Origin of the sequence: Pseudomonas shirazensis, assembly GCF_050496565.1 — a bacterium.
GTDB classification, from domain to species: Bacteria; Pseudomonadota; Gammaproteobacteria; order Pseudomonadales; family Pseudomonadaceae; genus Aquipseudomonas; species Aquipseudomonas shirazensis_A.
On sequence record NZ_JBNWAE010000021.1, the window covers coordinates 51,391 to 74,646 of the forward strand.

The window sequence follows — 23,256 nt, forward strand, 5'->3', positions numbered from 1 at the left end:
CGCCCCGATGCAGAGAAATGCTGCCGATCATAACAGCTACTCGGGGCCTGCCTGCAGACTCAGGTCAGCAATCGGTGGTGCTGCGCCAGTGCGCGCGAGCGCAGCGGCGCCGAGGGCGAGCGATCAGTGCAAGCCCTGCATCATCTTGCGCACGCCTGCTACATGGCGGCGGCTGACGATCAACGCATCCTCGCCCATGCCCTTGAGGTAAAGCTGGAAATGCCCCAACGGCGTACGCTGCAGCTTCTCGATACGTTCACGGGCAACCAGCGCGTTGCGGTGGATGCGCACGAAACGCTCGCCGAACTCGTCTTCCAGCGCTTTGAGCGGCTCGTCCAGCAGCACTTCACCGGCTTCATGGCGCAGGGTCACGTATTTGTGGTCGGCAATGAAGTAGATCACCTGCGACAGCGGGATCAGCTCGATGCCTTTGCGGGTGCGCGCACTGATGTGGTTGCGCGGGTTGCCGCCGTCTTCGGTGGCTGGCCGGGTCAGCGCCGCCAGCAGCGCGCGGTTGGGTTTTTCTGCCTTGCGCAGGGCATCGCGCAGGGCCTGCGGCTGCACCGGCTTGCTGACATGGCTGAGGGTGCTGTCCTTGAACGCTTCGCTGCCGTATTCGTCATCACCGGTGCAGAACACCACCGCAGGTGGCGCTTCGCGCTCGCAGAGGCGAGCAGCGACCTGCAGGCCGTCCAGGCCGGGCATGCCGATATCAAGCAGGACCACGTCAGGCTTGAGGCTGTCGATCAAGGCAAGAGCTTCCTCGCCATTGGTGGCGCTGGGCTCCAGTACCGTGTAGCCCTCCTGCCCGCCGAGCAAGCGGCTGAGGTCTTCGCGGGCTTTGGGTTCGTCATCAACGATCAGGACATTCATAGTTGCGCTGGATTCCTGAATGAGTCTCGCACAAGTAATAAGCGTAAACCGGGCTCGGTAGTCCGACGCCGCAGTCACGCTCTAGACCCATGCAATGGCCAAAGATTCACTGGTCTGACAGATTCAGCGCCAGCCTATTGTCAAACTGTAGACGCTTCGTGGAACGCTGCCGTTCAATCGGTAAATATCCTTTGCAGTAACTTCGCCGGTTGATTTCCTGCTGTTTCCAGCGACCGATGCCCTGCGGCAGGCAGTGCAACCCTGTTATTATCGGCGCCACTTTTTATCGTTCACGCCTTCAACGAGTGAATCCATGAGCACTGACAAGACCAATCAGTCCTGGGGCGGCCGCTTCAGTGAACCCGTCGACGCCTTCGTCGCCCGCTTCACCGCTTCGGTCGACTTCGACAAGCGCCTGTACCGCCACGACATCATGGGTTCGATTGCCCACGCGACCATGCTGGCGCAGGTCGGCGTACTCAGCGACGCCGAGCGCGACACCATCATCGACGGCCTGAAAACCATTCAGACCGAGATCGAGGCCGGCAACTTCGACTGGCGCGTCGACCTTGAAGACGTGCACATGAACATCGAAGCACGCCTGACCGACCGCATCGGTGTCACCGGTAAAAAGCTGCACACCGGGCGCAGCCGCAACGACCAGGTCGCCACCGACATCCGCCTGTGGCTGCGTGACGAAATAGACCTGATCCTGGGCGAAATCACGCGCTTGCAAAAGGGCCTGCTGGAGCAGGCAGAGCGTGAAGCCGAGACCATCATGCCCGGCTTCACCCACCTGCAGACCGCGCAGCCAGTGACCTTCGGCCATCACCTGCTGGCCTGGTTCGAAATGCTCAGCCGTGACTACGAACGCCTGGTCGACTGCCGCAAGCGCACCAACCGCATGCCTCTGGGTAGCGCCGCGCTGGCTGGCACCACCTACCCGATCGACCGCGAGCTGACCTGCAAGCTGCTGGGCTTCGAAGCGGTTGCCGGCAACTCGCTGGACGGCGTTTCCGATCGCGACTTCGCCATCGAATTCTGCGCCGCGGCCAGCGTGGCGATGATGCACCTGTCGCGCTTCTCCGAAGAGCTGGTGCTGTGGACCAGCGCCCAGTTCCAGTTCATCGATCTGCCGGATCGCTTCTGCACCGGCAGCTCGATCATGCCGCAAAAGAAAAACCCCGACGTACCGGAGCTGGTGCGTGGCAAGAGCGGCCGTGTGTTCGGCGCTCTGATGGGCCTGCTGACCTTGATGAAAGGCCAGCCACTGGCCTACAACAAGGACAACCAGGAAGACAAGGAACCGCTGTTCGACGCCGCCGACACCCTGCGCGATTCGCTGCGGGCGTTTGCCGACATGATCCCGGCGATCAAACCGCGTCACGCGATCATGCGCGAAGCGGCCCTGCGTGGCTTCTCCACCGCGACCGATCTGGCCGATTACCTGGTACGCCGTGGCCTGCCGTTCCGTGATTGCCACGAGATCGTCGGCCATGCCGTGAAGTACGGCGTCGACAGCGGCAAAGACCTGGCTGAAATGAGCCTGGAAGAGCTGCGCCGCTTCAGCGATCAGATCGAGCAGGATGTGTTTGCCGTGCTGACCTTGGAAGGCTCGGTGAATGCGCGTAATCACATTGGCGGGACTGCACCTGCCCAGGTGCGTGCGGCTGTGGTCCGTGGTCAGGCGTTGTTGGCTTCGCGGTAAGCGTCTGGGGTGAGTACGTCGGGGGCGCTTCGCACCCCTATCGCGACACAAGGCCGCTCCTACAGGGGCCGCCTACTATCGGCGTACGCGGTCAACTGTAGGAGCGGCCTTGTGTCGCGAAAGGGGCGCGAAGCGCCCCCAGCAATCTCCGACCTCAACGCCGCTTGCTGATCATTTCCAGGAACGCCGGCATCGCCGCTTCCTTGTCTGCCCGAATCTTCGCCATGTGCGGGTTGTCGCCAAGCAACTCCAGCAGCGCCCTGGCCTGCGGGAAGTCCTCGAGAAAGTCCAGGTTCAATACCTTCTTGCCGACAGCGCAGGCCAGGTCGACCGAAAACACGAACATCAAGTCAGCCAGGGTCATGTGCTCACCGGCAACGTACGGCGCGAACTTGCCATTGCGTTTGAGCGTGGCAAAGCCTGCCAGCAGCTCGGTGCGGGCGCGCTCCTTGATCAGCGGCTCGACGGCCAGGCCGAAGAACGCTTCGGCGTAGCAGGTACGCGCCGGCAACTCGATGTACAGCTCGATTTCCTTGACCAGCTCGCGCACCTTGGCCTGGCCGAAGGCATCAGCCGGCAGCAGCGCTTTGCCCGGCTGGGTCTGCTCGATGTAGTCGAGCATCACGCTGGTTTCACTGATAAAGCCATGCTCGGTCTCCAGCACCGGCACCTTGCCGCGCGGGCTGATGGCCAGCACTTGCGGGGTCTGGCCGGAAACGAACGGCACCTCTTCGAACGGCAGGGCTTTTTCCAGCAATGCCAGCTTGACCATGTTGTAGTAGTTGCTGACAGGGAATCCGTAGAGCTTGAGCATTGCGACAGCCTCCAGGCCGTGAGGGGATGGCCCGGCTGTTATAACCACTCCCTTGCGCCATGACCAGCGTCATGCATGGCATAGATGGCCAGGCATTGCCGGCGCGGGCATGGCAAACTACCCCCCTCACTACAGGAGCACTGCCATGAGCGAACCCCAGGACATCGACAACGAAGATGAAGAAGCCTTCGCCGAAGCTACCCTGACCCAGGCCATCGAAAACCAGATCGAAAGCGGCGAGCCGCCGGCGGCCCTGGCGACCTTCAACAAGCTGAAGCTGGTTGGCTATGAGCGCGAAGACATTCTCAACCTGATGGCCCATGTACTGGCCTTCGAGATCGACGCCATGCTCGATGCCGACCGCCCGTTCGATACCGAGTGGTATGAAACGGCCTTGCGCGCCCTGCCGGAGCTGCCACCTGAGGCGGATCAAGGCAACGCTTGAAAAGTCTGTCTACACTCCATGATCAAGCACCCGCAGTGGTGCCAAAATCCTTGTCTGGAAGTCAGGAGTCGCCATGTCGCTTACCCCCGAACTGATCGCCGAGCTGGAAGTCCTTGCGCTGTTCAATCTCGATAGCAGCCAGGAAGGCATCCAGGTCCACCAATCCGCTTCGCCAGATAAAATCGCTGCTGCCAAACGCCTCTTTGACAAGCAACTGACCGACCAGCCTGATGGTGGTTATCTGACCAGCCTGGGCCGTGATGCGGCGCAGAGCGTGCAGATTGTATTGAACATTCTCAAAGCCCCAGAAACCGCCTGAAGCCTTCGCGCCTGTTCGCGGGCCAGGTTGCTGGTCGCGAACAGGCCAACCGCCTCGCTATTAATTTGGCGTCAAAAAACCATAAATTACCCTCCATTGACCCTTGCTCAGGCTAAACTCGGCACTGCCCTGGCCTGCCCCTGAGTGCGCAATGAACCACCCTCATGAAATCCGCCCAGACCTGGACGACGGTATCGACCGCAAAGTCCTGGCCACGCTGCGCGCGCGCTTCATGCAGATCAATCAGGGTCGCCTGGGACGTGCACGGGAGGGCCTGTCAACCCGCCAGCAACAGGTCCTGACGCTGTTGCCGCTGTTGTTTCATGTCAATCACCCGCTGCTGCCCGGGTATGTCTCCGGCACCACTCCAGCCGGAGTGTGCAGGTATGAGCCAGATGCCGAGCTGATTGCCGAGGGCCAGCGCCTGGCGCGCTCGTTCAGCTACAAACCGCGACTGGGCAATGTGCCGCTGCCGATCCAGGGCCTGTACCTGATGGGCAGCCTGGGCACCCTGGCCCAGGCCGAACAGAGCGACATGGATGTGTGGGTCTGCCACGCCGCCGGACTGGACGAGTGGGCGCTGGCCGAGCTCAGGCGCAAATGCCAGTTGCTCGAAGCGTGGGCGACGAGCCTGGGCGCCGAGGCTCATTTCTTTCTGATCGAGCCGCAGGCGTTTACCGTCGGTGAGCGCGATGGCCAGCTCAGCTCCGATGACTGCGGCACGACCCAGCATTATCTGCTGCTCGACGAGTTCTACCGCACCGCAATCTGGCTGGCCGGGCGCACGCCGCTGTGGTGGCTGGTGCCGGTCTATGAAGAGCACAACTATCAGGCCTACACGCAAACCCTGCTGAGCAAGCGTTTTATCCGCGCCGATCACGATCTTGACCTCGGCCATCTGGCCCATATCCCGGTCGGCGAGTTTGTCGGCGCCGGCCTGTGGCAGTTGTTCAAAGGCATGGACTCACCTTACAAATCGCTGCTCAAGCTGCTGCTGACCGAAGCCTACGCCAGCGAGCATCCGCAGGTGCGCTGCTTGAGCCTTGAGTTCAAGCAGGCGGTGTTTGCCAACCAGCTCGACCTCGATGCGCTGGACCCGTACGTGATGGTCTATCGGCGCATCGAGCAGTATTTGCTGCGCCGCGGCGACGTCGCGCGGCTGGAGCTGGTGCGGCGTAGCCTGTACTTGAAGGTCAACAAGAAGCTCAGCGGCCGCTCGCGCAATGGTGGCTGGCAACGCCAGCTATTGGCGCGACTGGTCCGTGAATGGGGTTGGGATGAGCGCCAGCTGGCGCTGCTCGACAGCCGCAGCCAGTGGAAGGTGCGCCAGGTCGCGCTTGAGCGGCGGGCGCTGGTCGCCGAACTCAATCACAGCTACCGCTTTCTCAACCAGTTCGCCCGCGAGCAGCAGGCCAGCAGCCGCGCCGACCAACGCGACCTGAATGTGCTCGGCCGACGCCTATACGCTGCCTTCGAGCGCCGTGCCGGCAAGATCGAAGTGATCAATCCGGGGATCGCCCCGGACCTTGCCGAAGACACCCTGACGCTGGTCCATGCGAGCAATCGCAAGGAGCCCGGTGCGTTCCACTGGAGCCTGTACCAGGGCAATCTGAGCGTGGATGAGCTGGACCACTCCAGCCCGCTCAAGCGCTGCCGCGAACTGCTCGAACTGCTGACCTGGGCGCACCGCAACGGCGTTATCGACAGCAGCACACGCCTGGCCCTGCATCCGGGCGCCAGCGATCTGAGCGAGTTCGAGCTGTTCAACCTGCTCGGCAGCCTGCAACAGAGTATTGTCCTGCCCCTGGAGCCCGTCAGCGAGTTGCGCCTGCTGCAGCCAAGTGTGGCGGACGAGGTCCTGTTGCTGGTCAACGTCGGCGTCGATCCGCTGCGCCATCAGCGTGAACTGAACATCCTCATGACCACCGCCCGCACCGACTCGCTGAGTTACGCTGGCGTACGCGAGAACCTGGTGCTGACCCTCGATCAGATCACCTTGAACAGCTGGAACGAGGTGCTGGTCCAGCGCTACGACGGCGAGCATGCGCTGATGCGTTGCCTGCGTGACTTTCTCAACACCCCGGGCCAGCGCCAGCAACCGCCACGGCTGCAGGTGCGCAGCTTCTGTCACAACCGCGCTCAGGCCATTGCGCAGCGGGTCGAGGATGTGTTCGCCACAGCTCGCACATTGCTCCAGCAGCGGCTGAACTACCGATACCTGGTGCAGATCGCGCAGGACACCCATGTGCTTGAGCTGCAACCAGGTGAAGTCAACCTGGTCACCTTGACCAACCACGAACAACTGCTGGCTTATCTGGGCGAGGAGCGCAGCGAGTACAGCCCGCTGCACCTGGACGACAACGCGCTGGACGATGAGGATCTGGTCTGGGTTCTGCCCCAAGGCCAGCCGCAGTGCATCCAGGTGTTCTACCGCCTGCTCGACGGCTGGGCCGACCTGTATGTGCTGGATGAATTCAACGCCCTGTGGCAGCAGCGCCTGCCGCTGGAAGATGAAGCGCATCTGTTGCTGCCCTTGCAGCGTTTTCTGCAATCGCTGGGCATGCGCCGCGATGCCCGGCTGCCGCTGACCAGCCTGCAACAGGGCTCATTGGATATTCTCTACTACCAGCTGCTGCCTGCTGGCCTGGGCAAGGTGCGCAGCCTGGAGCCACGCCAGGCACCGAGCGACAACGGCAGCCAGCCTTATTACGAGGTGCAGGCGATCGTACAAAGCGGGATCGGCGATGAGGTGCACATCACCCTGTATTGCGATCAGCAGGAATATTCGCAGCTTGAATATGGCGATCAGCTGTACGCCGTGGTGGCGCGGCAGATCCTCGGCCAGCGGCGCAGTGCCGGGCGTTATCGCTGCTACATCACCGATCTGGATTTGTCCGAGCTGCTCGCCGACGAGCAGGGCTCGACGTGCCTGCATCTGAGGTACAAGCGCGAGCTGGAGCAGGCGCTGAATGACGGCGTCGAGCAGTTGCAGGCCTCACTGCTGTGAGGCCTGCGTGACACCTCAGAGGTCGAAGTCGCCTGCAGCTTCTGGCTGATACTCGACCGCCAGCAAGGTCAGCTTCAGGGTCTTGCCACCCGGCGCCGGCCAGTCGATCTGGTCACCTACCGACAGGCCGAGCAAAGCGCAGCCAATCGGTGCGAGGATCGACACCTTGCCTTCACCGCTGGCGTCTTTCGGGTAGACCAGGGTCAGGTGGTAGTCCTTGCCGCTGGCCTCTTCACGGCAGTGCACCCGCGAATTCATGGTCACCACGCCAGCCGGGACCTCCTCGTGACCGACTACCTTTTCGGCGCGGTCGAGCTCGTCCTGCAAGGCGGCGACACCCGGCGCGTTCTCATCGAGGCTATCGATCAGGCGCTCGAGACGTTGCACGTCCAGGCGAGTGAGGATGAGGGAAGGTTTGCGGCTCATGTTCCAGTCAGACTCCATGTTCAACAGACAATTTGCGGCGCACGAATAAAGCAAAACCCCGCCCAAGGGCGGGGTTTGTGCAGGCATTCGGCAGCGCCGACGCAGAGCCCGACAGTACCACAGCCGGACGAATACTCAAGCCCGGGCGCGCAGGGCCTCGGCTTCGCGGCAGATCTGCCGGCGGCGCTCGTCGTCGGCAGAGCGCCACTCGCGGATGTGCTCGACATGGCGCTGGCAACCGGTGCAGACGCGTTCGGCGTCCAGGCGGCAGACGTTGATGCAGGGCGATTTCACCGCAGGGCTGACGTTGCTGTATAGCGGCTTGGGCGGCCGCGGCTGCTCGCTCATGTCAGATCTCTTCAAAGTCCAGCTTTTCGCCAATGTGCCCCCAGACGATGCGTTCAAGCATCTCGCCGAGCAGCTCCTCGGTCTTTTCACAGGTCCATTTGCCGCTTTCTTCGTCGTAGTCGAAGTGGAAGCCGCCAGACTTGTCCGCCAGCCACAACTGACGCAGCGGCTCCTGCCGGCTGAAGATCAGCTGGCTGCCGTTTTCGAACTTGATGGTGAGCACGCCGGCGGAGTTTTCCATGTCCAGATCAAGATCGGCTTCATCGAACAGGTCTTCCAGCGCCTGTTGGGTGGCATCGACCAGGTCGTGAAAACGCGCTTCGCTCAAACTCATTGCAAGAACCTCGAAATTGGCTGCATACAGGCAAGCCGGGGAAGATACGGACGCTGGCGCAAGAATGCAAAGCCTCAGGCCATCTGCCGCTGCTGCAAGGATAACGCAGCAGCGGCCCCGCCAGCGTGGCTTACCGCCAGGCGGACCGGCCCTTGCATAGGCAATCAGGCAGGCGCTGGGTATACTCGGGCGCAATACTGCTTATTTCAAGGATTTCACCAATGAAGCGCCTGATTTCCTCCTTCGCGGCGCTGGTCGCGGTTGCCTGCCTCGTTTCGGCCTGCGGTCAGAAAGGCCCCCTGTTCCTGCCTGAAGACGGCAAGGACGGCAAGGCCAACAAGTCGCACCAGCACCAGCACGCTCAGCCCGCGCCGCAGCAAGAGCAAGACCCAGAGCAGCCGCCAGCGCAGTAAGGAAATCCAATGGACGCTTTCAACTACCGCGACGGCCAGCTGTTCGCGGAAGACGTGGCCCTGTCGGCCATTGCTGAACAATTCGGCACCCCGACCTACGTCTACTCGCGTGCCCACATCGAGGCGCAGTACCGCAGCTACACCGATGCCCTGCAAGGCGTCGAGCACCTGGTGTGCTTTGCGGTCAAGGCCAACTCCAACATTGGTGTGCTGAATGTGCTGGCCCGTCTGGGCGCAGGTTTCGACATCGTCTCCGGCGGCGAGTTGGAGCGTGTGCTGGCCGCTGGCGGGCGCGCTGACCGCGTGGTCTTCTCCGGCGTCGGCAAGACCCGCGAAGACATGCGCCGTGCGCTGGAAGTGGGCGTGCACTGCTTCAACGTCGAGTCCACCGATGAGCTCGAGCGGCTGCAGGTCGTGGCTGCCGAGATGGGCAAAGTGGCGCCGGTGTCGCTGCGGGTCAACCCGGATGTCGATGCTGGCACCCACCCGTACATCTCCACCGGCCTCAAGGAAAACAAATTCGGTATCGCCATTGCCGATGCCGAAGAAGTCTACGTGCGCGCCGCGCAGTTGCCGAACCTGGAAGTGGTCGGCGTCGACTGCCATATCGGCTCGCAGCTGACCACGCTGGAGCCGTTCCTCGATGCCCTCGACCGCCTGCTGGCCCTGGTCGACCGCCTCGGCGAGTGCGGCATCCTGTTGCGCCACCTGGACCTGGGCGGCGGTATCGGTGTGCGTTACTGCGACGAACAGCCGCCGTCGGCCGGTGAATACGTCAAGGCCATCCGCGAGCGCGTTGGCGATCGCGACCTGGCCCTGGTGTTCGAGCCCGGCCGCTACATCGTGGCCAACGCCGGCGTCCTGCTGACCCGCGTCGAATACCTCAAGCACACCGAGCACAAAGACTTCGCCGTGGTCGATGCGGCCATGAACGACCTGATCCGCCCGGCCCTGTACCAGGCCTGGATGGGTGTCAGTGCCGTGCAGCCGCGTGCCGGTGATGGCCGGGCCTACGATATCGTCGGGCCGATCTGCGAGACCGGCGACTTCCTCGCCAAGGACCGCACGCTGAACCTGGCCGAGGGCGATCTGCTGGCCGTCGAGTCGGCGGGCGCCTATGGTTTTGTCATGAGCTCGAACTACAACACCCGCGGTCGCTGCGCCGAGGTGCTGGTCGACGCTGACCAGGCCTTCGAAGTGCGCCGTCGCGAGACCGTCGCCGAACTGTTCGCCGGCGAAAGCCTGCTGCCGGAGTGAACCCATGCTGCTGCGTTTTACCAAAATGCACGGCCTGGGCAACGACTTCATGGTCCTCGACCTGGTCAGCCAGCACGCGCACATCCAACCCAAACACGCCAAACAATGGGGTGATCGGCACACAGGTATCGGTTTCGACCAGTTGCTGATCGTCGAAGCACCGAACAATCCGGACGTGGACTTCCGCTACCGGATCTTCAATGCCGATGGCTCCGAGGTCGAGCAGTGCGGCAACGGTGCGCGCTGCTTTGCGCGCTTCGTGCTGGACAAGCGCCTGACCGCGAAAAAGCTCATCCGCGTCGAAACCAAGGGCGGCATCATCGAGCTGGACGTGCGTAACGACGGGCAGATCTGCGTCGACATGGGCCCGCCGCGGCTGGACCCGGAGCAAATCCCGTTCCAGGCGGCCGGGCAGGCACTGAGCTACGCGCTTGAAGTCGACGGTCAGAGCTACTCGATTGCAGCCGTATCCATGGGCAACCCGCACTCGGTGCTGCGCGTCGATGACGTGCTGACCGCACCGGTGCACGAGCTGGGGCCGAAGATCGAACACCACCCGCGCTTCCCGCAGCGGGTCAACGCCGGCTTCATTCAGATTGTCGACCGCCACCGCGCCAACCTGCGGGTCTGGGAACGTGGCGCCGGTGAAACCCAGGCTTGCGGTACCGGCGCCTGCGCCGCTGCCGTGGCCGCTATCAGCCAGGGCTGGATGGATTCGCCCGTGTCCATCGACCTGCCAGGCGGGCGCCTGAGCATCGAGTGGGCGGGCCCCGGCCAACCGGTATTGATGACCGGCCCTGCCGTGCGCGTCTATGAAGGACAGGTTCGCCTCTAACCGAGTAAGCGCCATGACCGATCAGCCACAGGTTTTATCCGAACAGGCCACCGACCTCGATGCCGAGGCGGTGGTTGCCTACCTACGTGCGCACCCGGCGTTTTTTGCCGAGCACGACGAACTGCTGCTCGAGCAGCAGATCCCGCACCAGCGCGGCGACAGCGTGTCGCTGGTGGAGCGCCAGCTCAAGCTGCTACGCGACCGCAATATCGAGATGCGCCATCGCTTGTCGCAACTGATGGACGTCGCCCGCGACAACGACCGGCTGTTCGACAAGACCCGCCGGCTGATCCTCGACCTGCTCGATGCCGGTAGCCTGGAAGAAGTGGTGATGGCCGTCGAAGACAGCCTGCGCCAGGAATTCAAGGTGCCTTTTGTCAGCCTGATCCTGTTTGGCGAAAATGCCACGCCGGTCGGCCGCTGGGTCAGCAACGCCGAGGCGCAACAGGCCATCGGTGCCCTGCTGGGCAGCGGCAAGACGGTCAGCGGCAACCTGCGCGAACATGAGCTGGCGTTTCTGTTTGGCGAAGAGCAGCGCAAGGACGTCGGCTCCAGCGCGGTGGCCACCCTGGAATATCAGGGCCTGCATGGCGTGCTGGCGATCGGCAGCCACGACCCGCAGCACTACAAGAGCAGCGTCGGTACGTTGTTCCTCAGCTACATCGCTGAAGTGCTTGGCCGGGTGGTTCCAAGGCTCACCCAGACCCTGCGACCGGTGCGCTGATGGAGCGCCAGCTGGAGGCTTATTGCGCGCATCTGCGCAATGAGCGCCAGGTCTCGCCGCATACCCAGCAAGCGTACCGTCGCGACCTGGAGAAAGTCCTCGAATACTGCAGTGCCCAAGGCATCAGCAGCTGGGGCGCGCTGCACATTCAGCAACTGCGCCAACTCGTTGCCCGCCAGCATCATCACGGCCAGTCCTCGCGCAGCATCGCCCGGCTGCTGTCGGCAGTACGCGGCCTGTACCGCTACCTGAACCGCGAAGGCCTGTGCGAGCACGACCCGGCCAATGGTCTGGCGCCGCCCAAGGGCGAACGCCGCCTGCCCAAGGCGCTGGACGCCGACCGCGCGCTGCAGCTGCTGGACGGTGGCGTCGACGACGACTTCATTGCCCGCCGCGACCAGGCCATTCTCGAGCTGTTCTATTCCTCCGGTTTGCGCCTGTCCGAGCTGACCAACCTCGATCTCGAGCACCTCGACCTTGCCGATGGCCTGGTGCAGGTGCAGGGCAAGGGCAGCAAGACCCGCGTGCTGCCGGTGGGCCGCAAGGCCCGCGAGGCGCTGCAGGAATGGCTCAAGCTGCGCGGCATCAGCGCGCCACAGGACAAGGCGGTATTTGTCAGCCGCCAGGGCCGGCGGCTCGGCCCGCGGGCCATTCAGTTACGGGTCAAGGCGGCCGGCGAGCGCGAGCTGGGCCAGCACCTGCACCCGCACATGCTTCGCCATTCCTTCGCCAGCCATATGCTGGAATCGTCCCAGGACCTGCGTGCGGTGCAGGAAATGCTCGGCCATGCCGACATCAGCACCACGCAGATCTATACCCACCTGGACTTCCAGCACCTGGCAGCGGTGTACGACAGCGCCCATCCCCGGGCCAAACGCAGCAAGGGCACCGACTCATGAGCATCCAGCTGATCACCTTCGACCTCGACGACACCTTGTGGGACACCGCGCCGGTGATCCTCAGCGCCGAGACCGTGCTGCGCGACTGGCTCGAAGCCAACGCCCCGCGCCTGGGCGGCGTGGCAGTCGAGCATCTGTACGCCATTCGTGAACGCCTGGTGCAGGCCGAGCCGGGCCTCAAGCACCGCATCAGCGCCCTGCGCCGGCGCGTACTGAACCACGCCTTGCGTGACGTCGGTTACAGCGAGCAGCAAGCGCAGCAATTGGCCAACGAAGGCTTCGAGGTGTTCTTGCACGCGCGTCATCAGGTCGAGGTGTTCCCTGAGGTGCAGCCGGTGCTGGAGATCCTGCGCCAGCGCTACACCCTGGGTGTGGTCACCAACGGCAACGCCGACGTCGCCCGCATTGGCCTGGCCGATTACTTCAAGTTCGCCCTGTGCGCCGAAGACCTTGGCATCGGCAAGCCAGACCCGGCGCCGTTTCTTGAGGCCTTGAAGCGCGGTGATGCTCCGGCTGAGGCAGCAGTGCACGTTGGTGATCACCCTGGCGACGATATCGCCGGGGCCCAGCGGGCCGGCCTGCGCGCGGTATGGTTCAACCCCCAGGGCAAGGCCTGGACTGGCGACAAAGCGCCTGATGCGCAGATTCAGCGGCTGTCGCAGCTGCCTGACGTACTCGCCCGCTGGCGCTGAACAGCGGCCACAAAAAAGCCCGCAGCGACGGCGGGCTTTTTTGCAGACAACCACTCAGATAGGGCGGCTGCCGTACTTATTGTCGGGCTTCTTGGGCGGATCGGCGACCACATTGGCCTCCACTTCCTGCACCTTGCCACCGCGATTCAAGAACTCTTCCATGGCACGGGCCAGGGCGTCGCGCTCTTTCTGCTTGGCCTCCATGCTCGGCATGTCGTCTACCGTCACGGCAGCCTTGGACTTGCCTTTGGCAGCAGGTACCGGGGTGTCGTCGCCAGCGTCTTCGGCGCCGTCATCGGCAGCAGCCTCAAGACCCTCATCAGCCTCGTCTTCGTCGCCTACTTCGAGGTCGTCAGTTTCCAGATCGTCGTCGCTCATGTTCTACCTCATGGCTTGCGAAAAGCAGGTTGGTTATAGACCAGTGTTGCCGTAGACCGGCAGCCACCGGTGAAAATTCAACTGGCCGTGGGTTTGGCCACTGCCCTTGAGCACGCGCCGCTGGATGAGCAGCGCTACCCTGCAGGCCCTGCTGCTGGCAGAGCCTGACGAAATCCCTGAGCCGGTGCTGGCCATACGATATTGGCAAGCCTAGCAAAGGCTGGAAGAAGCGCGAGATTAACTCTTCAGCACTCTCCGGCGCGCATTCTAGCGTGCTCGCAGAAAAAGCAAAGCTCCATAAACGCACTGCAGGTTGTAAGTTTTTGGCATACGTCGCGAACGTAACGGATAAACCGTTTGCTCTGCACGAAACTGCGAAATTCAGGCAAAAAAATGCCCGGCGAACCGGGCAATTTTTTTTCGGCGTGATTACAGGTTGTAGCCACGCTCGTTGTGTTGCGCCAGGTCGAGGCCGACCGACTCTTCTTCTTCGGTGACCCGCAGGCCCATCACCATGTCCAGCACCTTGAGGATGATGTAGGTGACGATGGCGGTGTAGACCACGGTGAAGATCACGCCCTTGGCCTGGATCCAGAACTGCGCGCCGATGTCGTCCACCGCGCCGAAGCCGCCCAGTGCCGGTGCCGCGAAGATACCGGTGAGCAGAGCGCCGACGATGCCGCCGATACCGTGTACACCGAATGCATCCAGCGAGTCGTCATAGCCCAGCTTGCGCTTGAGGCTGGTGGCGCAGAAGTAGCAGATCACACCCGAGGCCAGGCCGATTACCAGAGCGCCCATCGGGCCTACGGTGCCGGCTGCCGGGGTGATTGCCACCAGGCCTGCCACTACACCCGAAGCGATGCCCAGTGCGCTTGGTTTGCCGTGGAAGATCCACTCGGCGAACATCCAGCCCAGTGCTGCTGCGGCGGTAGCGATCTGGGTGACCAGCATGGCCATGCCGGCGGTGCCGTTGGCAGCTGCGGCGGAGCCTGCGTTGAAGCCGAACCAGCCGATCCACAGCATGGCTGCGCCGATCAGGGTATAACCCAGGTTGTGCGGCGCCATTGGCGTGGTTGGGTAGCCTTTACGCTTGCCCAGTACCAGGCAGCAGACCAGGCCCGCGATACCGGCGTTGATGTGCACCACGGTGCCGCCAGCGAAGTCGAGTACGCCCCAGTCCCACATCAGTGCACCGTCGCCGCTCCAGACCATGTGCGCGATTGGCGCATAGACCAGGGTGAACCACACCGCCATGAAGATCAGCATTGCCGAGAACTTCATCCGCTCGGCGAAGGCACCGACGATCAGCGCGGGAGTGATGATGGCGAAGGTCATCTGGAAGGTGATGAACACGGCTTCCGGGAACGCAGCAGTCAGGCTGGCCGGGGTCACGCCGTTGAGGAAGGCTTTGGAGAAGCCGCCCACGAACGAGCTGAAGTTGAGCACGCCTTTTTCCATACCGGTGGTATCGAAGGCCAGGCTGTAGCCGTACACCATCCACAGGATGCTGATCAGGCCGGTGATGGCGAAGCACTGCATCATCACCGAAAGCACGTTCTTGGAGCGGACCATGCCGCCGTAGAACAGGGCCAGACCTGGAATGGTCATGAACAGTACCAACGCCGTCGCAGTGAGCATCCATGCGGTGTCGCCGGAGTTCAGCGTAGGGACAGCTTCCTCGGCCAGCGCGAGGCCTGGCATTGCGAGGGACAATAGGGCGCCTAGCCCTGCGATCTGACGCAGAGTCATGTTGTTTTCTCCTGGGGCGTTGGGTTTGGTGAGGCTGTGTTGTGTCGCTTAGATCGCGTCGGTATCGGTTTCGCCGGTACGGATGCGGATCGCCTGCTCCAGATTGACTACGAAAATCTTGCCGTCACCGATCTTGCCGGTGTTGGCGGCCTTGGTGATGGCCTCGATTACCCGGTCCAGATCCTTGTCGTCGATGGCGACGTCGATCTTCACCTTGGGCAGGAAGTCGACCACGTATTCAGCACCGCGATACAGCTCGGTGTGGCCCTTCTGCCGACCGAAGCCTTTGACTTCGGTGACGGTGATGCCCTGCACGCCGATTTCCGACAGCGACTCGCGAACGTCGTCCAGTTTGAACGGCTTGATGATGGCAGTGACTAGCTTCATGAAACTCTCCCGATTTGGTGGACTTGCCCCAGGAAAACAAACCCGTCTCAAGTCTAAGCGCAGTGCTCGGCTTTGTAACGCATCGTTGGCATGGCTCGGCGTCGATCTCGCAAGTGACGCTGAACGAACGCCTCGCGGCGCGGCCTGCGCACTGCCTGGTCACAAAGACCCGCATCAGTGCATGGCTCGTAAAGGTCATTGCAGAAACCTTGCCAAAACCTGGAAATGCTCGGGAAACAGCGAGTTGCGCGGAATGTTCAGGTTGGGCCAGTCGCCATCAGTGAAAACCTGCACGGTTTTGGTGCGCTGGTTATCTGCGGTATGCGCGAAAAGCGTGCGGCAAAGGGCCTTTAAACCGGCGTGCTACACTTGGGCTCTTTTTTCGATCAAGCGGACAGCCCACCATGCTCGCGCCCAAAGCACTTCTAGACGCCCTCAGCGACCAGGCCTCGCGCCTGTTCAGCGGCGACACCGCCCAGCCCCGCGCTGAACTGGAAAGCCAGTTCAAAGTGCTGATGCAGGGTGCGTTCAGCAAGCTCGACCTGGTCAGCCGGGAAGAATTCGACAGCCAGATGGTCGTGCTCGCACGCACCCGCGCGCGGCTTGAAGCGCTGGAGAAGCAGGTTGCCGAGCTGGATGCGCGGATGAGTGCTGCGCCAGCGGCGGATCAAGCGGCGTCCTGAGAAAGCGGCAGAGTCATTTGTATCGCGTTGATCTGGTTGCCAGGCCTGTGTTTGAGATCTGTGAAAGCCTGCGATACTGGGGGTGCTACGCACCCCTATCGCGACACAAGGCCGCTCCCACAGTTGACCGCGGTCGTCGTTGGTGCATGGTCCCTGTAGGAGCGGCCTTGTGTCGCGATAGGGCTGCATAGCAGCCCCGGCGTACTCGAGCCAAGCGCAGGCCCCTGCAAAACCCCGAAGCACTCTTCCCGACGCACCCACCCCACACCCCGCTACGCTGATGACGTGCCGCAGGACGCGGCGTTCATCAGCGATCACGGAGTGTCCATGTCCCTCGCCCTTGTTCACAGCCGCGCCCAGGTCGGCGTCGAGGCACCCGCTGTTAGTGTCGAGACCCACCTCGCCAATGGCTTGCCCACGCTGACGCTGGTCGGTCTACCGGAAACCACCGTCAAAGAGAGCAAGGACCGGGTGCGCAGCGCCATCGTCAACTCGGGCCTGAACTATCCCGCCCGGCGTATTACCCAAAGCCTCGCCCCTGCCGACCTGCCCAAGGACGGCGGGCGCTACGACCTGGCCATTGCCCTGGGCATTCTGGCGGCCGATGCGCAGGTGCCGGTGGCCCAGCTGAGCGAGATCGAGTGCCTCGGCGAGTTGGCCTTGTCCGGTGCCGTGCGGGCGGTGCAGGGGGTCCTGCCGGCGGCGCTGGCGGCACGCGATGCCGGCCGGGCGCTGGTAGTGCCGCGCGACAATGCCGAGGAGGCGAGCCTGGCCAGTGGCCTGGTGGTGTATGCGGTCGCCCATTTGCAAGAACTGGTCGCCCACCTCAACGGTCAGGTGCCGTTGGCGCCTTATGCGGCCAATGGGTTGGTGCTGCAGAGCAAGCCTTACCCGGACTTGAGCGAAGTACAGGGCCAGGTGGCGGCCAAACGGGCGCTGCTGCTGGCGGCGGCGGGTGCCCATAATCTTTTGTTCACCGGCCCGCCAGGCACCGGCAAGACCTTGCTCGCCAGCCGCCTGCCCGGCTTGCTGCCGCCGCTGGATGAACACGAGGCGCTGGAAGTGGCGGCGATTCAGTCGGTGAGCGGGCGTACGCCGTTGAACAGCTGGCCGCAGCGGCCGTTTCGGCATCCGCATCACTCGGCCTCCGGGCCGGCCTTGGTCGGTGGCGGCAGTCGGCCGCAGCCAGGGGAGATCACCCTCGCCCACCATGGTGTGCTGTTTCTCGATGAGCTACCGGAGTTCGAGCGGCGGGTGCTGGAGGTGTTGCGCGAGCCCCTGGAAAGCGGCGAAATCGTGGTGGCGCGGGCCAAGGACAAAGTGCGCTTCCCGGCCCGCTTTCAGTTGGTGGCGGCGATGAACCCGTGCCCCTGCGGCTACCTGGGCGACCCCACCGGGCGCTGTCGCTGCAGCACCGAGCTGATCCAGCGCTACCGCAACAAGCTGTCTGGGCCGCTACTGGACAGGATTGACCTGCACCTGACCGTGGCGCGGGAAAGCACCGTGCTGACCAACCAGCCCAGCGACGATACCAGTGCCAGCGTTGCCGCAGTGGTGGCCGAGGCCCGCGAGCGCCAGCAACGCCGACAGGGCTGCGCCAATGCGTTTCTCGACCTCAACGGCCTGCGCCGTTATTGCGGGTTGAGTGCACAGGATCAGAGCTGGCTGGAGAACGCCTGCGAGCGCCTGACCTTGTCACTGCGCGCGGCCCATCGGCTGCTCAAGGTAGCGCGAACCTTGGCTGATCTGGAGCAGCTGGACAGCATCGGTCGTGCGCATCTGGCTGAGGCGTTGCAGTACCGGCCGGGATCGTAGGCCCGCTGAGCACTGCCTGAATCACTTGCCTGCTGTGTCTTTCCAGCCACCACCCAACGCCAGAAAGACGCTGATCTGCCCCATCGCCACTTGGCTGTTGGCCGCGGCCAGCTGCCCGCGCATGTCGGTGTAGGTGCGGGTGGCCTGCAGGTCCGCCAGGAACGACTCGCGTCCGGCCTGGAAGTAGCGGTGGGTCTGCTCGGCGGCTTGCTGGGCCGAGCGTTCGGCCTCGGCCAGGGCATCGCGCCGATCGAGCAGTGCGCTGTACTGCGCCAGCCGGGTCTGGGTTTCGCGGATGGCGTTGAGTACCACGCCGTCGAAATGGGCCAGGGCGGCTTGCGTCGAGGCCTCGGCCTCGCGAATACGCGCACGGGTGCCGTTGGTGGGGATGGTCCAGCTGACCAGCGGGCCAAAGCCCCAGCGGTTGGTAGACGGCTCGCCGAGGTTGTCGAGGATGCCGATGGTGCCGACCTGGGCGCCGATACTGATGTTCGGATACAACGCACCTGTAGCGACACCGATGCTCGCGGTGGCGGCTGCCAACTGGCGTTCGGCCTGGCGCACGTCGGGGCGGCGCTTGAGCAGCGCAGCACCGTCACCCACCGGGATCAACTGGGCCAGGTGCGGCAGCTCGGCGCAATCGGCAGTGCCTGCCGGCAGTTGCTCAACCGGTTTGGCCAGCAGCGCCGCCAGGGTATACAAGCCCGTCTCGCGCTCAGCCTGAAAACGCGGCAGCTCGGCGCTCAATGATTTGAGCTGGGTTTGCGAGCGAGTGACCTGAGTTTCGTCACCGCGGCCAGCATCACGCAGGCGCTGGGTCAGTTGCACGCCTTGCTGCTGCAGGTCCAGCGACTGGCGAGCGATGTGCAGCTCTTCGTTGGCCGAGCAGACCTGGGTGTAAGCCTTGACCACGTCGGCCACCAAAGTGATGCGGGCAGTGTCAGCGGCGGCCTGGACGGCGTCGGCATTGGCCTGGGCGGCTTCAGTGCCGCGCTTGAAGGTGCCCCACAGGTCGAACTGATAGGAAGCGCTGATGATCGCTTCGCCGATGTTTGCGACCGGGACTTTTTCCGGTTGCAGGAAGGCTTCGCCAGACTCCTGCAAGCGCTGCGCAGCAAGCTTGCCGGAACCACCAAAGCCGCCCTGCGATTCAGCGACCTCAAGTTGGGCGCGGGCCTTGGCGATGTTGGCTGCCGCCACGCGCAGCTCACTGTTGCTGGCCAGGGCCTGGCGCACCAGTTGGTTCAGGCGCGGGTCCTGGTACAGCTGCCACCAGTCCTCCGGCACCGGCGCCGAGACCACGCTGTCGGCGTCCTGGCGCAAGGCGCCGTTGAGGTCACTGCGCTGGACCGCAGCGTCCTCTGGTACCTGATAGTCGGGGCCGACCATCTGGCAGGCGCCGAGTGACAGGCTCAGGCCAAGCAGCAACAGGCGTTTCATGGGCGCTGGTCCTCGAGGATAGTCACGGTGGCCGTGCGCCCGGCGATCATACGGAAGTCGGCTGGCACCTCATCGAAGGCAATCCGCACCGGGATGCGTTGGGCCAGGCGTACCCAGCTGAACGCCGGGTTGACGTTGGGCAGCAGGTTGGCGCCGCTGCTGCGGTCACGGTCTTCGATGCCGGCGGCAAAGCTTTCGACGTGGCCACGCAGGCGGGTGTTGTCACCCATCACGCGGATGTCGACAGCATCGCCAATATGGATGCCACCGAGCTTGGTCTCTTCGAAATAACCATCGACGTGATACGAGGCGCTGTCGACTACCGACAGTACTGCACGGCCAGCGGTGACGAACTCATGGGCACGCGGGGCGCGGTCGTTGAGATAGCCGTCGACCGGGCTGCGCACTACCGAGCGGTCCAGGTTGAGTTGCGCGCTGTCGACCGCGACCTGGGCCTGATTGACCGCTGCGCGAGCGCGGGCTTCACGCGATTGGCTTTCTTCCAACTGCTCTGCCGCGACCAGGTTGCCCAGCTTTTTGTTGCGGCGGGTTTCGCGGGTGGCTTGAGCGAGGGTTTCCTGGCGCTCGCTCAAGGTCGCCTGGGCGTGGCGCAGGGCCAGGCTGAAGCGGTCCTGGTCGATGCTGAAGAGCACGTCGCCGCGCTTGATCACCTGGTTGTCGCGCACCTCGACGCGCTGGATCAGCCCGGACACGTCCGGGGCGATCTGGATCACGTCGGCGCGGATGTGGCCGTCACGGGTCCACGGGGCGAACATGTAGTACACCACCATCTGCCAGATCAGCACGGCGGCAAAGGTCACTACCAGCAGGGTCAGGACCACACGGCCCAAGGTCAGCAAAGGTTTTTTCATGGCAGCATCAGGCTTCGGCAAAAGTGGTCTACCGCGCCAAGCAGCACGGCATACAGGGCAACGTTGAACAACGCCCGGTGCCAGACCAGGCGGTAGAAGTGCAGGCGCACCAGCACAGCGTGCACGCCAAGAAACAGCAGGTAGGTGCCGATCATCATCACCAGTAGCGTGGGCAGGAACACCCCGCTGATATCCAGTTCACCAATCACAGCGGAGCTCCATCGATGCCATCAGGCAGTTGCGCGGGCGCACTGGGCTCAAGCATCACCTCAACACCCGGCAGCAAGGCCAGGCGCAGGCCGCTCAAGGCGTGCAGCAAATGCACGCGGGCATCGCCACGGTCGTGCAGATCGTCCAGCGCCAGGCGCTGGCGGGCGTGCTCCATGTTGCGCAGCAGCTCTGGCGGCGCATGCAGGCGTTCGCCGGCGCGCAGGCACTGGGCATAGTGAGCGCCGACTTCCTCGATCACCGTTTGCAGCGCCTCGCGTGCTTGCAGGCCAGTGCGCGGCAGGTAGGCTTGCAGGTCGAGCAGGTTCAGGCCCACGCGCAGGTCGCGCAGGGCCACGCCGCTGTCCTGGCCAGTCTGCGACAGCCGCGGCAGGTGTTGCATGAGGCGGTCGAGCATCTGTACGCCGACCTTGCGCTGTTCGGCCAACGGCGCTGGCTGGGTGATTTCGACGATGTCGCGCCAGGCAAAGCGGGTCAGCCGCTTGGCCGCCAGCTCAACGCCGAACGGGCGCAGCAGCAGGGTCCAGATGAACGCGAACAGCAAGCCCACCGGGCCTGCCAGGTTGGCGTTGAGGAAGGTGAAGAAGTCGGCATCGTAGGCACCCTGGATGCTGACAAAGGTCGCGGTGTTGACGATGGTCAGCAAGGTGCCGAGGTAGAAGCGCGGCTGCACGGTCAGGGTGCCGACGCAGATGAACGGCACGGCGAAGGCCAGCACCAGCATCGGGAAGTCGTGCAGGTTGGGCAGCACCAGGAACAGGTAGAGGCTGGAGAAGATCACCGACAGCAGGGTCCAGAAGAAGAACCGGTAGATCTGCGGCGCGGGGTCGTCCATGGCGGCGAAGAAGCTGCAGGCGACTGCGGCGAGGATCACCGCGCTGGCGCCGTCGTGCCAGCCCAGGCCAATCCACAATGCGCAGGCGACGATGATCGCAGTGACCGTGGAGAACACCGAGTAGAGCATCAGCCCACGGTCGAAAAATGGCGTAAGCCGGCCCAGCCGCCAGTGCCGATAGACTGCCCGCCAGGGCGTAGCATCGTCAGCGCGCAAAGCATGTTGCAGAGCGCAGCAGTCCTGCCACAGGTCGACCCATTCAGTCAGTCGGTAAAGCGCGTTGGAGAGCAGTAGTTCGGGCCGCTGATCGAGCGCGGCAGCGCTTGGTTGATGAGACTCGAGCTTGTCTCTGAGGGCGCGCCAGCGCAGCACCGAAGCATCATCGGCGCTGCCTTGCAGCCACTCTCGGGCATCGGCCAGCAGCGGCTGCATCAGCGCGAACTGCGCCGGCGCGCGGCCTTCGAGGGCGCGCAGGGCGTCGTCGAGGGCATCGATGACCGGCAGCAGGTGGATCATCCGGCCACGCAGTTCGCGGGCATTCTTCACGGTATGCGGGCCGGCGCCTTCGTGACCGAGCTGGCCGATCATCATCTCGAGGCTGTTGAAGGTGGCGACCATCGAGGCGCGCAGTGCGGCGACGTTTTCTACCGCAACATCACGGGCCAGATAGCTATCGCTATAACGGATCGCTTCGGCAAACCAGTTGCCGGTCGAACCGACCACCACTGGCGCCAGCCGCCGCGGCCAGAAGATCGCGCCCACCACCGCTGCGCAAACGATGCCCAGGCAGATCTCCTGGGCCCGCGAAGAGGCGACGTCGAACACCGCCAGCGGATCGTCGACCACCGCCAGGGCAATCATCGGCAAGGTGTAACCGGCCAGCATCAACACGTAATTGTTGGCGGTGCGCAGGTTCAGCGAGAGGAACAGCAAGGTCCCCGTCCACAAGGCAATCGCCACCGATAGCAACAACGGCGACTGTACCAGCGGCGGTACCAGCAGGATCGCCCCGCCCGCGCCGAGCAGCGTGCCGAGGGCGCGGTACAGGGCCTTGGAGCTGGTTGGGCCAACGAACGGGCTGGAGACGATGTACACCGTGGCCATCGCCCAGTAGGGGCGCGGCAGTTGCATCAGCAGGGCAATGTACAGGGCGATCATCGACGCGGCGAAGGTGCGCACGCCATAGAACCAGTCGCGGGCGGGTGGCATCGAGCTGAAGAAGCCGTTCATGCCAGGCCCTCAATGGGCCCTTGAGCGGCGGCTTCGAAAGCCCGGATCACTCGCAGCGAGGCCTCCAGATCAGCCTCGCTGATGCCCTTGAGGATATCCCGCCGCAGACGCACCAACTCGCCTTCGATCGACTCGGCGAGGACCCGGCCCTCGGCAGTCAGGCTCAGTGCCTTGGCCCGGCGATCGAGCGGGTCTTCACTGCGACAGACCAGCCCGGCTCGGCACAGCTGGTCGAGCAGGCGCACCAGTGATGGGCTCTCCAGCCCGGCAGCGTGGGCCACCGCGACCTGATGCACGCCATCGCCCAGGCGCACGATCATCAGCAGCGGCACCGCGCAGGCTTCGGAAATACCATAGCTGGTCAGGGCTGTATGGCAGATACGCCGCCAATGGCGTGCGCCCACTACCATGCCGCTGCTGACTTGCAGGTGCAGTGAATCGAGTGTCATGGAGTAACCGGAAATATATTCATAGTTTGCTAACTATCAATATACGCCCTGCCCCACCCCCCGCGTCAACCGCCGGCGATGAGCTGCGCGGAT

Annotated in this window: 25 protein-coding genes; 12 read left to right on the plus strand and 13 right to left on the minus strand. The window is 63.6% G+C overall.

All coding sequences use genetic code 11. The features are described 5' to 3' along the window. Positions 1-123: 123 nt before the first annotated feature. Positions 124-873, minus strand: a complete 750-nt coding sequence (locus ACQZ2L_RS22915; RefSeq protein ID WP_101322629.1) for a LytR/AlgR family response regulator transcription factor — start codon at positions 871-873, stop codon at positions 124-126. Positions 874-1,186: 313 nt separating this feature from the next. Here ACQZ2L_RS22915 and argH point away from each other — a divergent pair, with 313 nt between their 5' ends. Then, positions 1,187-2,581, plus strand: a complete 1,395-nt coding sequence (argH, locus tag ACQZ2L_RS22920) for an argininosuccinate lyase (protein ID WP_101322630.1) — start codon at positions 1,187-1,189, stop codon at positions 2,579-2,581. A gap of 154 nt (positions 2,582-2,735) precedes the next feature. Here the strand turns inward: argH and ACQZ2L_RS22925 are convergent, their stop codons facing one another. Continuing rightward, on the minus strand, positions 2,736-3,395 hold the full coding sequence (locus ACQZ2L_RS22925; RefSeq protein ID WP_430327985.1) for a glutathione S-transferase: 660 nt from the start codon (positions 3,393-3,395) through the stop codon (positions 2,736-2,738). A 145-nt stretch (positions 3,396-3,540) separates the two neighbouring features. Here ACQZ2L_RS22925 and ACQZ2L_RS22930 point away from each other — a divergent pair, with 145 nt between their 5' ends. From ACQZ2L_RS22930 to ACQZ2L_RS22940, 3 genes are all read left to right on the plus strand, one after another. Then, positions 3,541-3,840 (plus strand): hypothetical protein, encoded by a 300-nt coding sequence (locus ACQZ2L_RS22930; protein WP_101322632.1) that lies wholly within the window; start codon positions 3,541-3,543, stop codon positions 3,838-3,840. A 73-nt stretch (positions 3,841-3,913) separates the two neighbouring features. Further along, positions 3,914-4,159 carry a TIGR02647 family protein gene (locus ACQZ2L_RS22935; RefSeq protein ID WP_314876949.1) on the plus strand — a complete coding sequence of 82 codons (246 nt, stop codon included), beginning with the start codon at positions 3,914-3,916 and terminating at the stop codon, positions 4,157-4,159. A gap of 151 nt (positions 4,160-4,310) precedes the next feature. Next, on the plus strand, positions 4,311-7,166 hold the full coding sequence (locus ACQZ2L_RS22940; RefSeq protein WP_430327986.1) for a class I adenylate cyclase: 2,856 nt from the start codon (positions 4,311-4,313) through the stop codon (positions 7,164-7,166). Between the two features lie 15 nt (positions 7,167-7,181). Here ACQZ2L_RS22940 and rnk read toward each other — a convergent pair whose 3' ends face one another. From rnk to cyaY, 3 genes are all read right to left on the minus strand, one after another. Beyond that, positions 7,182-7,592: a nucleoside diphosphate kinase regulator gene (gene rnk, locus ACQZ2L_RS22945; protein WP_430327987.1), complete on the minus strand. Its 411-nt coding sequence runs from the start codon at positions 7,590-7,592 to the stop codon at positions 7,182-7,184. Positions 7,593-7,727: 135 nt separating this feature from the next. After that, positions 7,728-7,940, minus strand: coding sequence for a DUF1289 domain-containing protein (locus ACQZ2L_RS22950; protein ID WP_101322636.1), 213 nt, complete (start codon positions 7,938-7,940; stop codon positions 7,728-7,730). A 1-nt stretch (position 7,941) separates the two neighbouring features. Further along, the gene (cyaY, locus tag ACQZ2L_RS22955; protein ID WP_430327988.1) at positions 7,942-8,274 is read right to left on the minus strand and encodes an iron donor protein CyaY; all 333 of its coding nucleotides are present in this window, start codon (positions 8,272-8,274) and stop codon (positions 7,942-7,944) included. Positions 8,275-8,495: 221 nt separating this feature from the next. Here cyaY and lptM point away from each other — a divergent pair, with 221 nt between their 5' ends. From lptM to ACQZ2L_RS22985, 6 genes are read left to right on the plus strand one after another with little or no spacing between them, the layout of a single operon-like run. Beyond that, positions 8,496-8,687 (plus strand): LPS translocon maturation chaperone LptM, encoded by a 192-nt coding sequence (lptM, locus tag ACQZ2L_RS22960; protein WP_430327989.1) that lies wholly within the window; start codon positions 8,496-8,498, stop codon positions 8,685-8,687. 9 nt (positions 8,688-8,696) lie between these two features. After that, positions 8,697-9,944 carry a diaminopimelate decarboxylase gene (gene lysA, locus ACQZ2L_RS22965; protein ID WP_430327990.1) on the plus strand — a complete coding sequence of 416 codons (1,248 nt, stop codon included), beginning with the start codon at positions 8,697-8,699 and terminating at the stop codon, positions 9,942-9,944. A gap of 4 nt (positions 9,945-9,948) precedes the next feature. Further along, complete coding sequence (gene dapF, locus ACQZ2L_RS22970; protein ID WP_430327992.1) at positions 9,949-10,779, plus strand: diaminopimelate epimerase; 831 nt, start codon at positions 9,949-9,951, stop codon at positions 10,777-10,779. A gap of 13 nt (positions 10,780-10,792) precedes the next feature. Beyond that, positions 10,793-11,503 (plus strand): DUF484 family protein, encoded by a 711-nt coding sequence (locus tag ACQZ2L_RS22975; protein WP_430327993.1) that lies wholly within the window; start codon positions 10,793-10,795, stop codon positions 11,501-11,503. Next, positions 11,503-12,402, plus strand: coding sequence for a tyrosine recombinase XerC (gene xerC / locus ACQZ2L_RS22980; protein WP_430327995.1), 900 nt, complete (start codon positions 11,503-11,505; stop codon positions 12,400-12,402). Before ACQZ2L_RS22975 ends, xerC begins: the two co-directional genes overlap by 1 nt. After that, complete coding sequence (locus ACQZ2L_RS22985) at positions 12,399-13,094, plus strand: HAD family hydrolase (RefSeq protein ID WP_430327996.1); 696 nt, start codon at positions 12,399-12,401, stop codon at positions 13,092-13,094. Before xerC ends, ACQZ2L_RS22985 begins: the two co-directional genes overlap by 4 nt. Positions 13,095-13,148: 54 nt before the next feature. Here ACQZ2L_RS22985 and sutA read toward each other — a convergent pair whose 3' ends face one another. From sutA to glnK, 3 genes are all read right to left on the minus strand, one after another. Then, complete coding sequence (gene sutA, locus ACQZ2L_RS22990) at positions 13,149-13,472, minus strand: transcriptional regulator SutA (protein WP_103435388.1); 324 nt, start codon at positions 13,470-13,472, stop codon at positions 13,149-13,151. Between the two features lie 429 nt (positions 13,473-13,901). Then, positions 13,902-15,224 (minus strand): ammonium transporter, encoded by a 1,323-nt coding sequence (locus ACQZ2L_RS22995; RefSeq protein WP_101322645.1) that lies wholly within the window; start codon positions 15,222-15,224, stop codon positions 13,902-13,904. A gap of 48 nt (positions 15,225-15,272) precedes the next feature. Further along, positions 15,273-15,611 carry a P-II family nitrogen regulator gene (gene glnK / locus ACQZ2L_RS23000; protein WP_002555808.1) on the minus strand — a complete coding sequence of 113 codons (339 nt, stop codon included), beginning with the start codon at positions 15,609-15,611 and terminating at the stop codon, positions 15,273-15,275. Between the two features lie 404 nt (positions 15,612-16,015). Between glnK and ACQZ2L_RS23005 the strand changes: the two genes are divergently transcribed. Next, complete coding sequence (locus tag ACQZ2L_RS23005; protein WP_430327997.1) at positions 16,016-16,294, plus strand: accessory factor UbiK family protein; 279 nt, start codon at positions 16,016-16,018, stop codon at positions 16,292-16,294. Positions 16,295-16,621: 327 nt separating this feature from the next. Further along, on the plus strand, positions 16,622-18,109 hold the full coding sequence (locus ACQZ2L_RS23010) for a YifB family Mg chelatase-like AAA ATPase (protein WP_430327998.1): 1,488 nt from the start codon (positions 16,622-16,624) through the stop codon (positions 18,107-18,109). 21 nt (positions 18,110-18,130) lie between these two features. Here ACQZ2L_RS23010 and ACQZ2L_RS23015 read toward each other — a convergent pair whose 3' ends face one another. The 5 genes from ACQZ2L_RS23015 to ACQZ2L_RS23035 are packed head-to-tail and all read right to left on the minus strand — an operon-like array spanning position 18,131 to position 23,163. Further along, positions 18,131-19,549: an efflux transporter outer membrane subunit gene (locus ACQZ2L_RS23015; protein ID WP_430327999.1), complete on the minus strand. Its 1,419-nt coding sequence runs from the start codon at positions 19,547-19,549 to the stop codon at positions 18,131-18,133. After that, positions 19,546-20,421, minus strand: coding sequence for an efflux RND transporter periplasmic adaptor subunit (locus ACQZ2L_RS23020; protein ID WP_430328000.1), 876 nt, complete (start codon positions 20,419-20,421; stop codon positions 19,546-19,548). Before ACQZ2L_RS23020 ends, ACQZ2L_RS23015 begins: the two co-directional genes overlap by 4 nt. Further along, complete coding sequence (locus ACQZ2L_RS23025; RefSeq protein WP_101322650.1) at positions 20,418-20,630, minus strand: DUF1656 domain-containing protein; 213 nt, start codon at positions 20,628-20,630, stop codon at positions 20,418-20,420. Before ACQZ2L_RS23025 ends, ACQZ2L_RS23020 begins: the two co-directional genes overlap by 4 nt. Beyond that, on the minus strand, positions 20,627-22,714 hold the full coding sequence (locus ACQZ2L_RS23030; protein ID WP_430328001.1) for an FUSC family protein: 2,088 nt from the start codon (positions 22,712-22,714) through the stop codon (positions 20,627-20,629). Before ACQZ2L_RS23030 ends, ACQZ2L_RS23025 begins: the two co-directional genes overlap by 4 nt. Then, positions 22,711-23,163: a MarR family winged helix-turn-helix transcriptional regulator gene (locus tag ACQZ2L_RS23035; protein ID WP_430328002.1), complete on the minus strand. Its 453-nt coding sequence runs from the start codon at positions 23,161-23,163 to the stop codon at positions 22,711-22,713. Before ACQZ2L_RS23035 ends, ACQZ2L_RS23030 begins: the two co-directional genes overlap by 4 nt. Positions 23,164-23,256: the final 93 nt, after the last annotated feature.

Coding starts and splice junctions, on each gene's coding strand:
- ACQZ2L_RS22915 (WP_101322629.1), bottom strand. CDS start 873: ATGAATGTCCTGATCGTTGATGACGAACCCAAAGCCCGCGAAGACCTC.
- argH (WP_101322630.1), top strand. CDS start 1,187: ATGAGCACTGACAAGACCAATCAGTCCTGGGGCGGCCGCTTCAGTGAA.
- ACQZ2L_RS22925 (WP_430327985.1), bottom strand. CDS start 3,395: ATGCTCAAGCTCTACGGATTCCCTGTCAGCAACTACTACAACATGGTC.
- ACQZ2L_RS22930 (WP_101322632.1), top strand. CDS start 3,541: ATGAGCGAACCCCAGGACATCGACAACGAAGATGAAGAAGCCTTCGCC.
- ACQZ2L_RS22935 (WP_314876949.1), top strand. CDS start 3,914: ATGTCGCTTACCCCCGAACTGATCGCCGAGCTGGAAGTCCTTGCGCTG.
- ACQZ2L_RS22940 (WP_430327986.1), top strand. CDS start 4,311: ATGAACCACCCTCATGAAATCCGCCCAGACCTGGACGACGGTATCGAC.
- rnk (WP_430327987.1), bottom strand. CDS start 7,592: ATGAGCCGCAAACCTTCCCTCATCCTCACTCGCCTGGACGTGCAACGT.
- ACQZ2L_RS22950 (WP_101322636.1), bottom strand. CDS start 7,940: ATGAGCGAGCAGCCGCGGCCGCCCAAGCCGCTATACAGCAACGTCAGC.
- cyaY (WP_430327988.1), bottom strand. CDS start 8,274: ATGAGTTTGAGCGAAGCGCGTTTTCACGACCTGGTCGATGCCACCCAA.
- lptM (WP_430327989.1), top strand. CDS start 8,496: ATGAAGCGCCTGATTTCCTCCTTCGCGGCGCTGGTCGCGGTTGCCTGC.
- lysA (WP_430327990.1), top strand. CDS start 8,697: ATGGACGCTTTCAACTACCGCGACGGCCAGCTGTTCGCGGAAGACGTG.
- dapF (WP_430327992.1), top strand. CDS start 9,949: ATGCTGCTGCGTTTTACCAAAATGCACGGCCTGGGCAACGACTTCATG.
- ACQZ2L_RS22975 (WP_430327993.1), top strand. CDS start 10,793: ATGACCGATCAGCCACAGGTTTTATCCGAACAGGCCACCGACCTCGAT.
- xerC (WP_430327995.1), top strand. CDS start 11,503: ATGGAGCGCCAGCTGGAGGCTTATTGCGCGCATCTGCGCAATGAGCGC.
- ACQZ2L_RS22985 (WP_430327996.1), top strand. CDS start 12,399: ATGAGCATCCAGCTGATCACCTTCGACCTCGACGACACCTTGTGGGAC.
- sutA (WP_103435388.1), bottom strand. CDS start 13,472: ATGAGCGACGACGATCTGGAAACTGACGACCTCGAAGTAGGCGACGAA.
- ACQZ2L_RS22995 (WP_101322645.1), bottom strand. CDS start 15,224: ATGACTCTGCGTCAGATCGCAGGGCTAGGCGCCCTATTGTCCCTCGCA.
- glnK (WP_002555808.1), bottom strand. CDS start 15,611: ATGAAGCTAGTCACTGCCATCATCAAGCCGTTCAAACTGGACGACGTT.
- ACQZ2L_RS23005 (WP_430327997.1), top strand. CDS start 16,016: ATGCTCGCGCCCAAAGCACTTCTAGACGCCCTCAGCGACCAGGCCTCG.
- ACQZ2L_RS23010 (WP_430327998.1), top strand. CDS start 16,622: ATGTCCCTCGCCCTTGTTCACAGCCGCGCCCAGGTCGGCGTCGAGGCA.
- ACQZ2L_RS23015 (WP_430327999.1), bottom strand. CDS start 19,549: ATGAAACGCCTGTTGCTGCTTGGCCTGAGCCTGTCACTCGGCGCCTGC.
- ACQZ2L_RS23020 (WP_430328000.1), bottom strand. CDS start 20,421: ATGAAAAAACCTTTGCTGACCTTGGGCCGTGTGGTCCTGACCCTGCTG.
- ACQZ2L_RS23030 (WP_430328001.1), bottom strand. CDS start 22,714: ATGAACGGCTTCTTCAGCTCGATGCCACCCGCCCGCGACTGGTTCTAT.
- ACQZ2L_RS23035 (WP_430328002.1), bottom strand. CDS start 23,163: ATGACACTCGATTCACTGCACCTGCAAGTCAGCAGCGGCATGGTAGTG.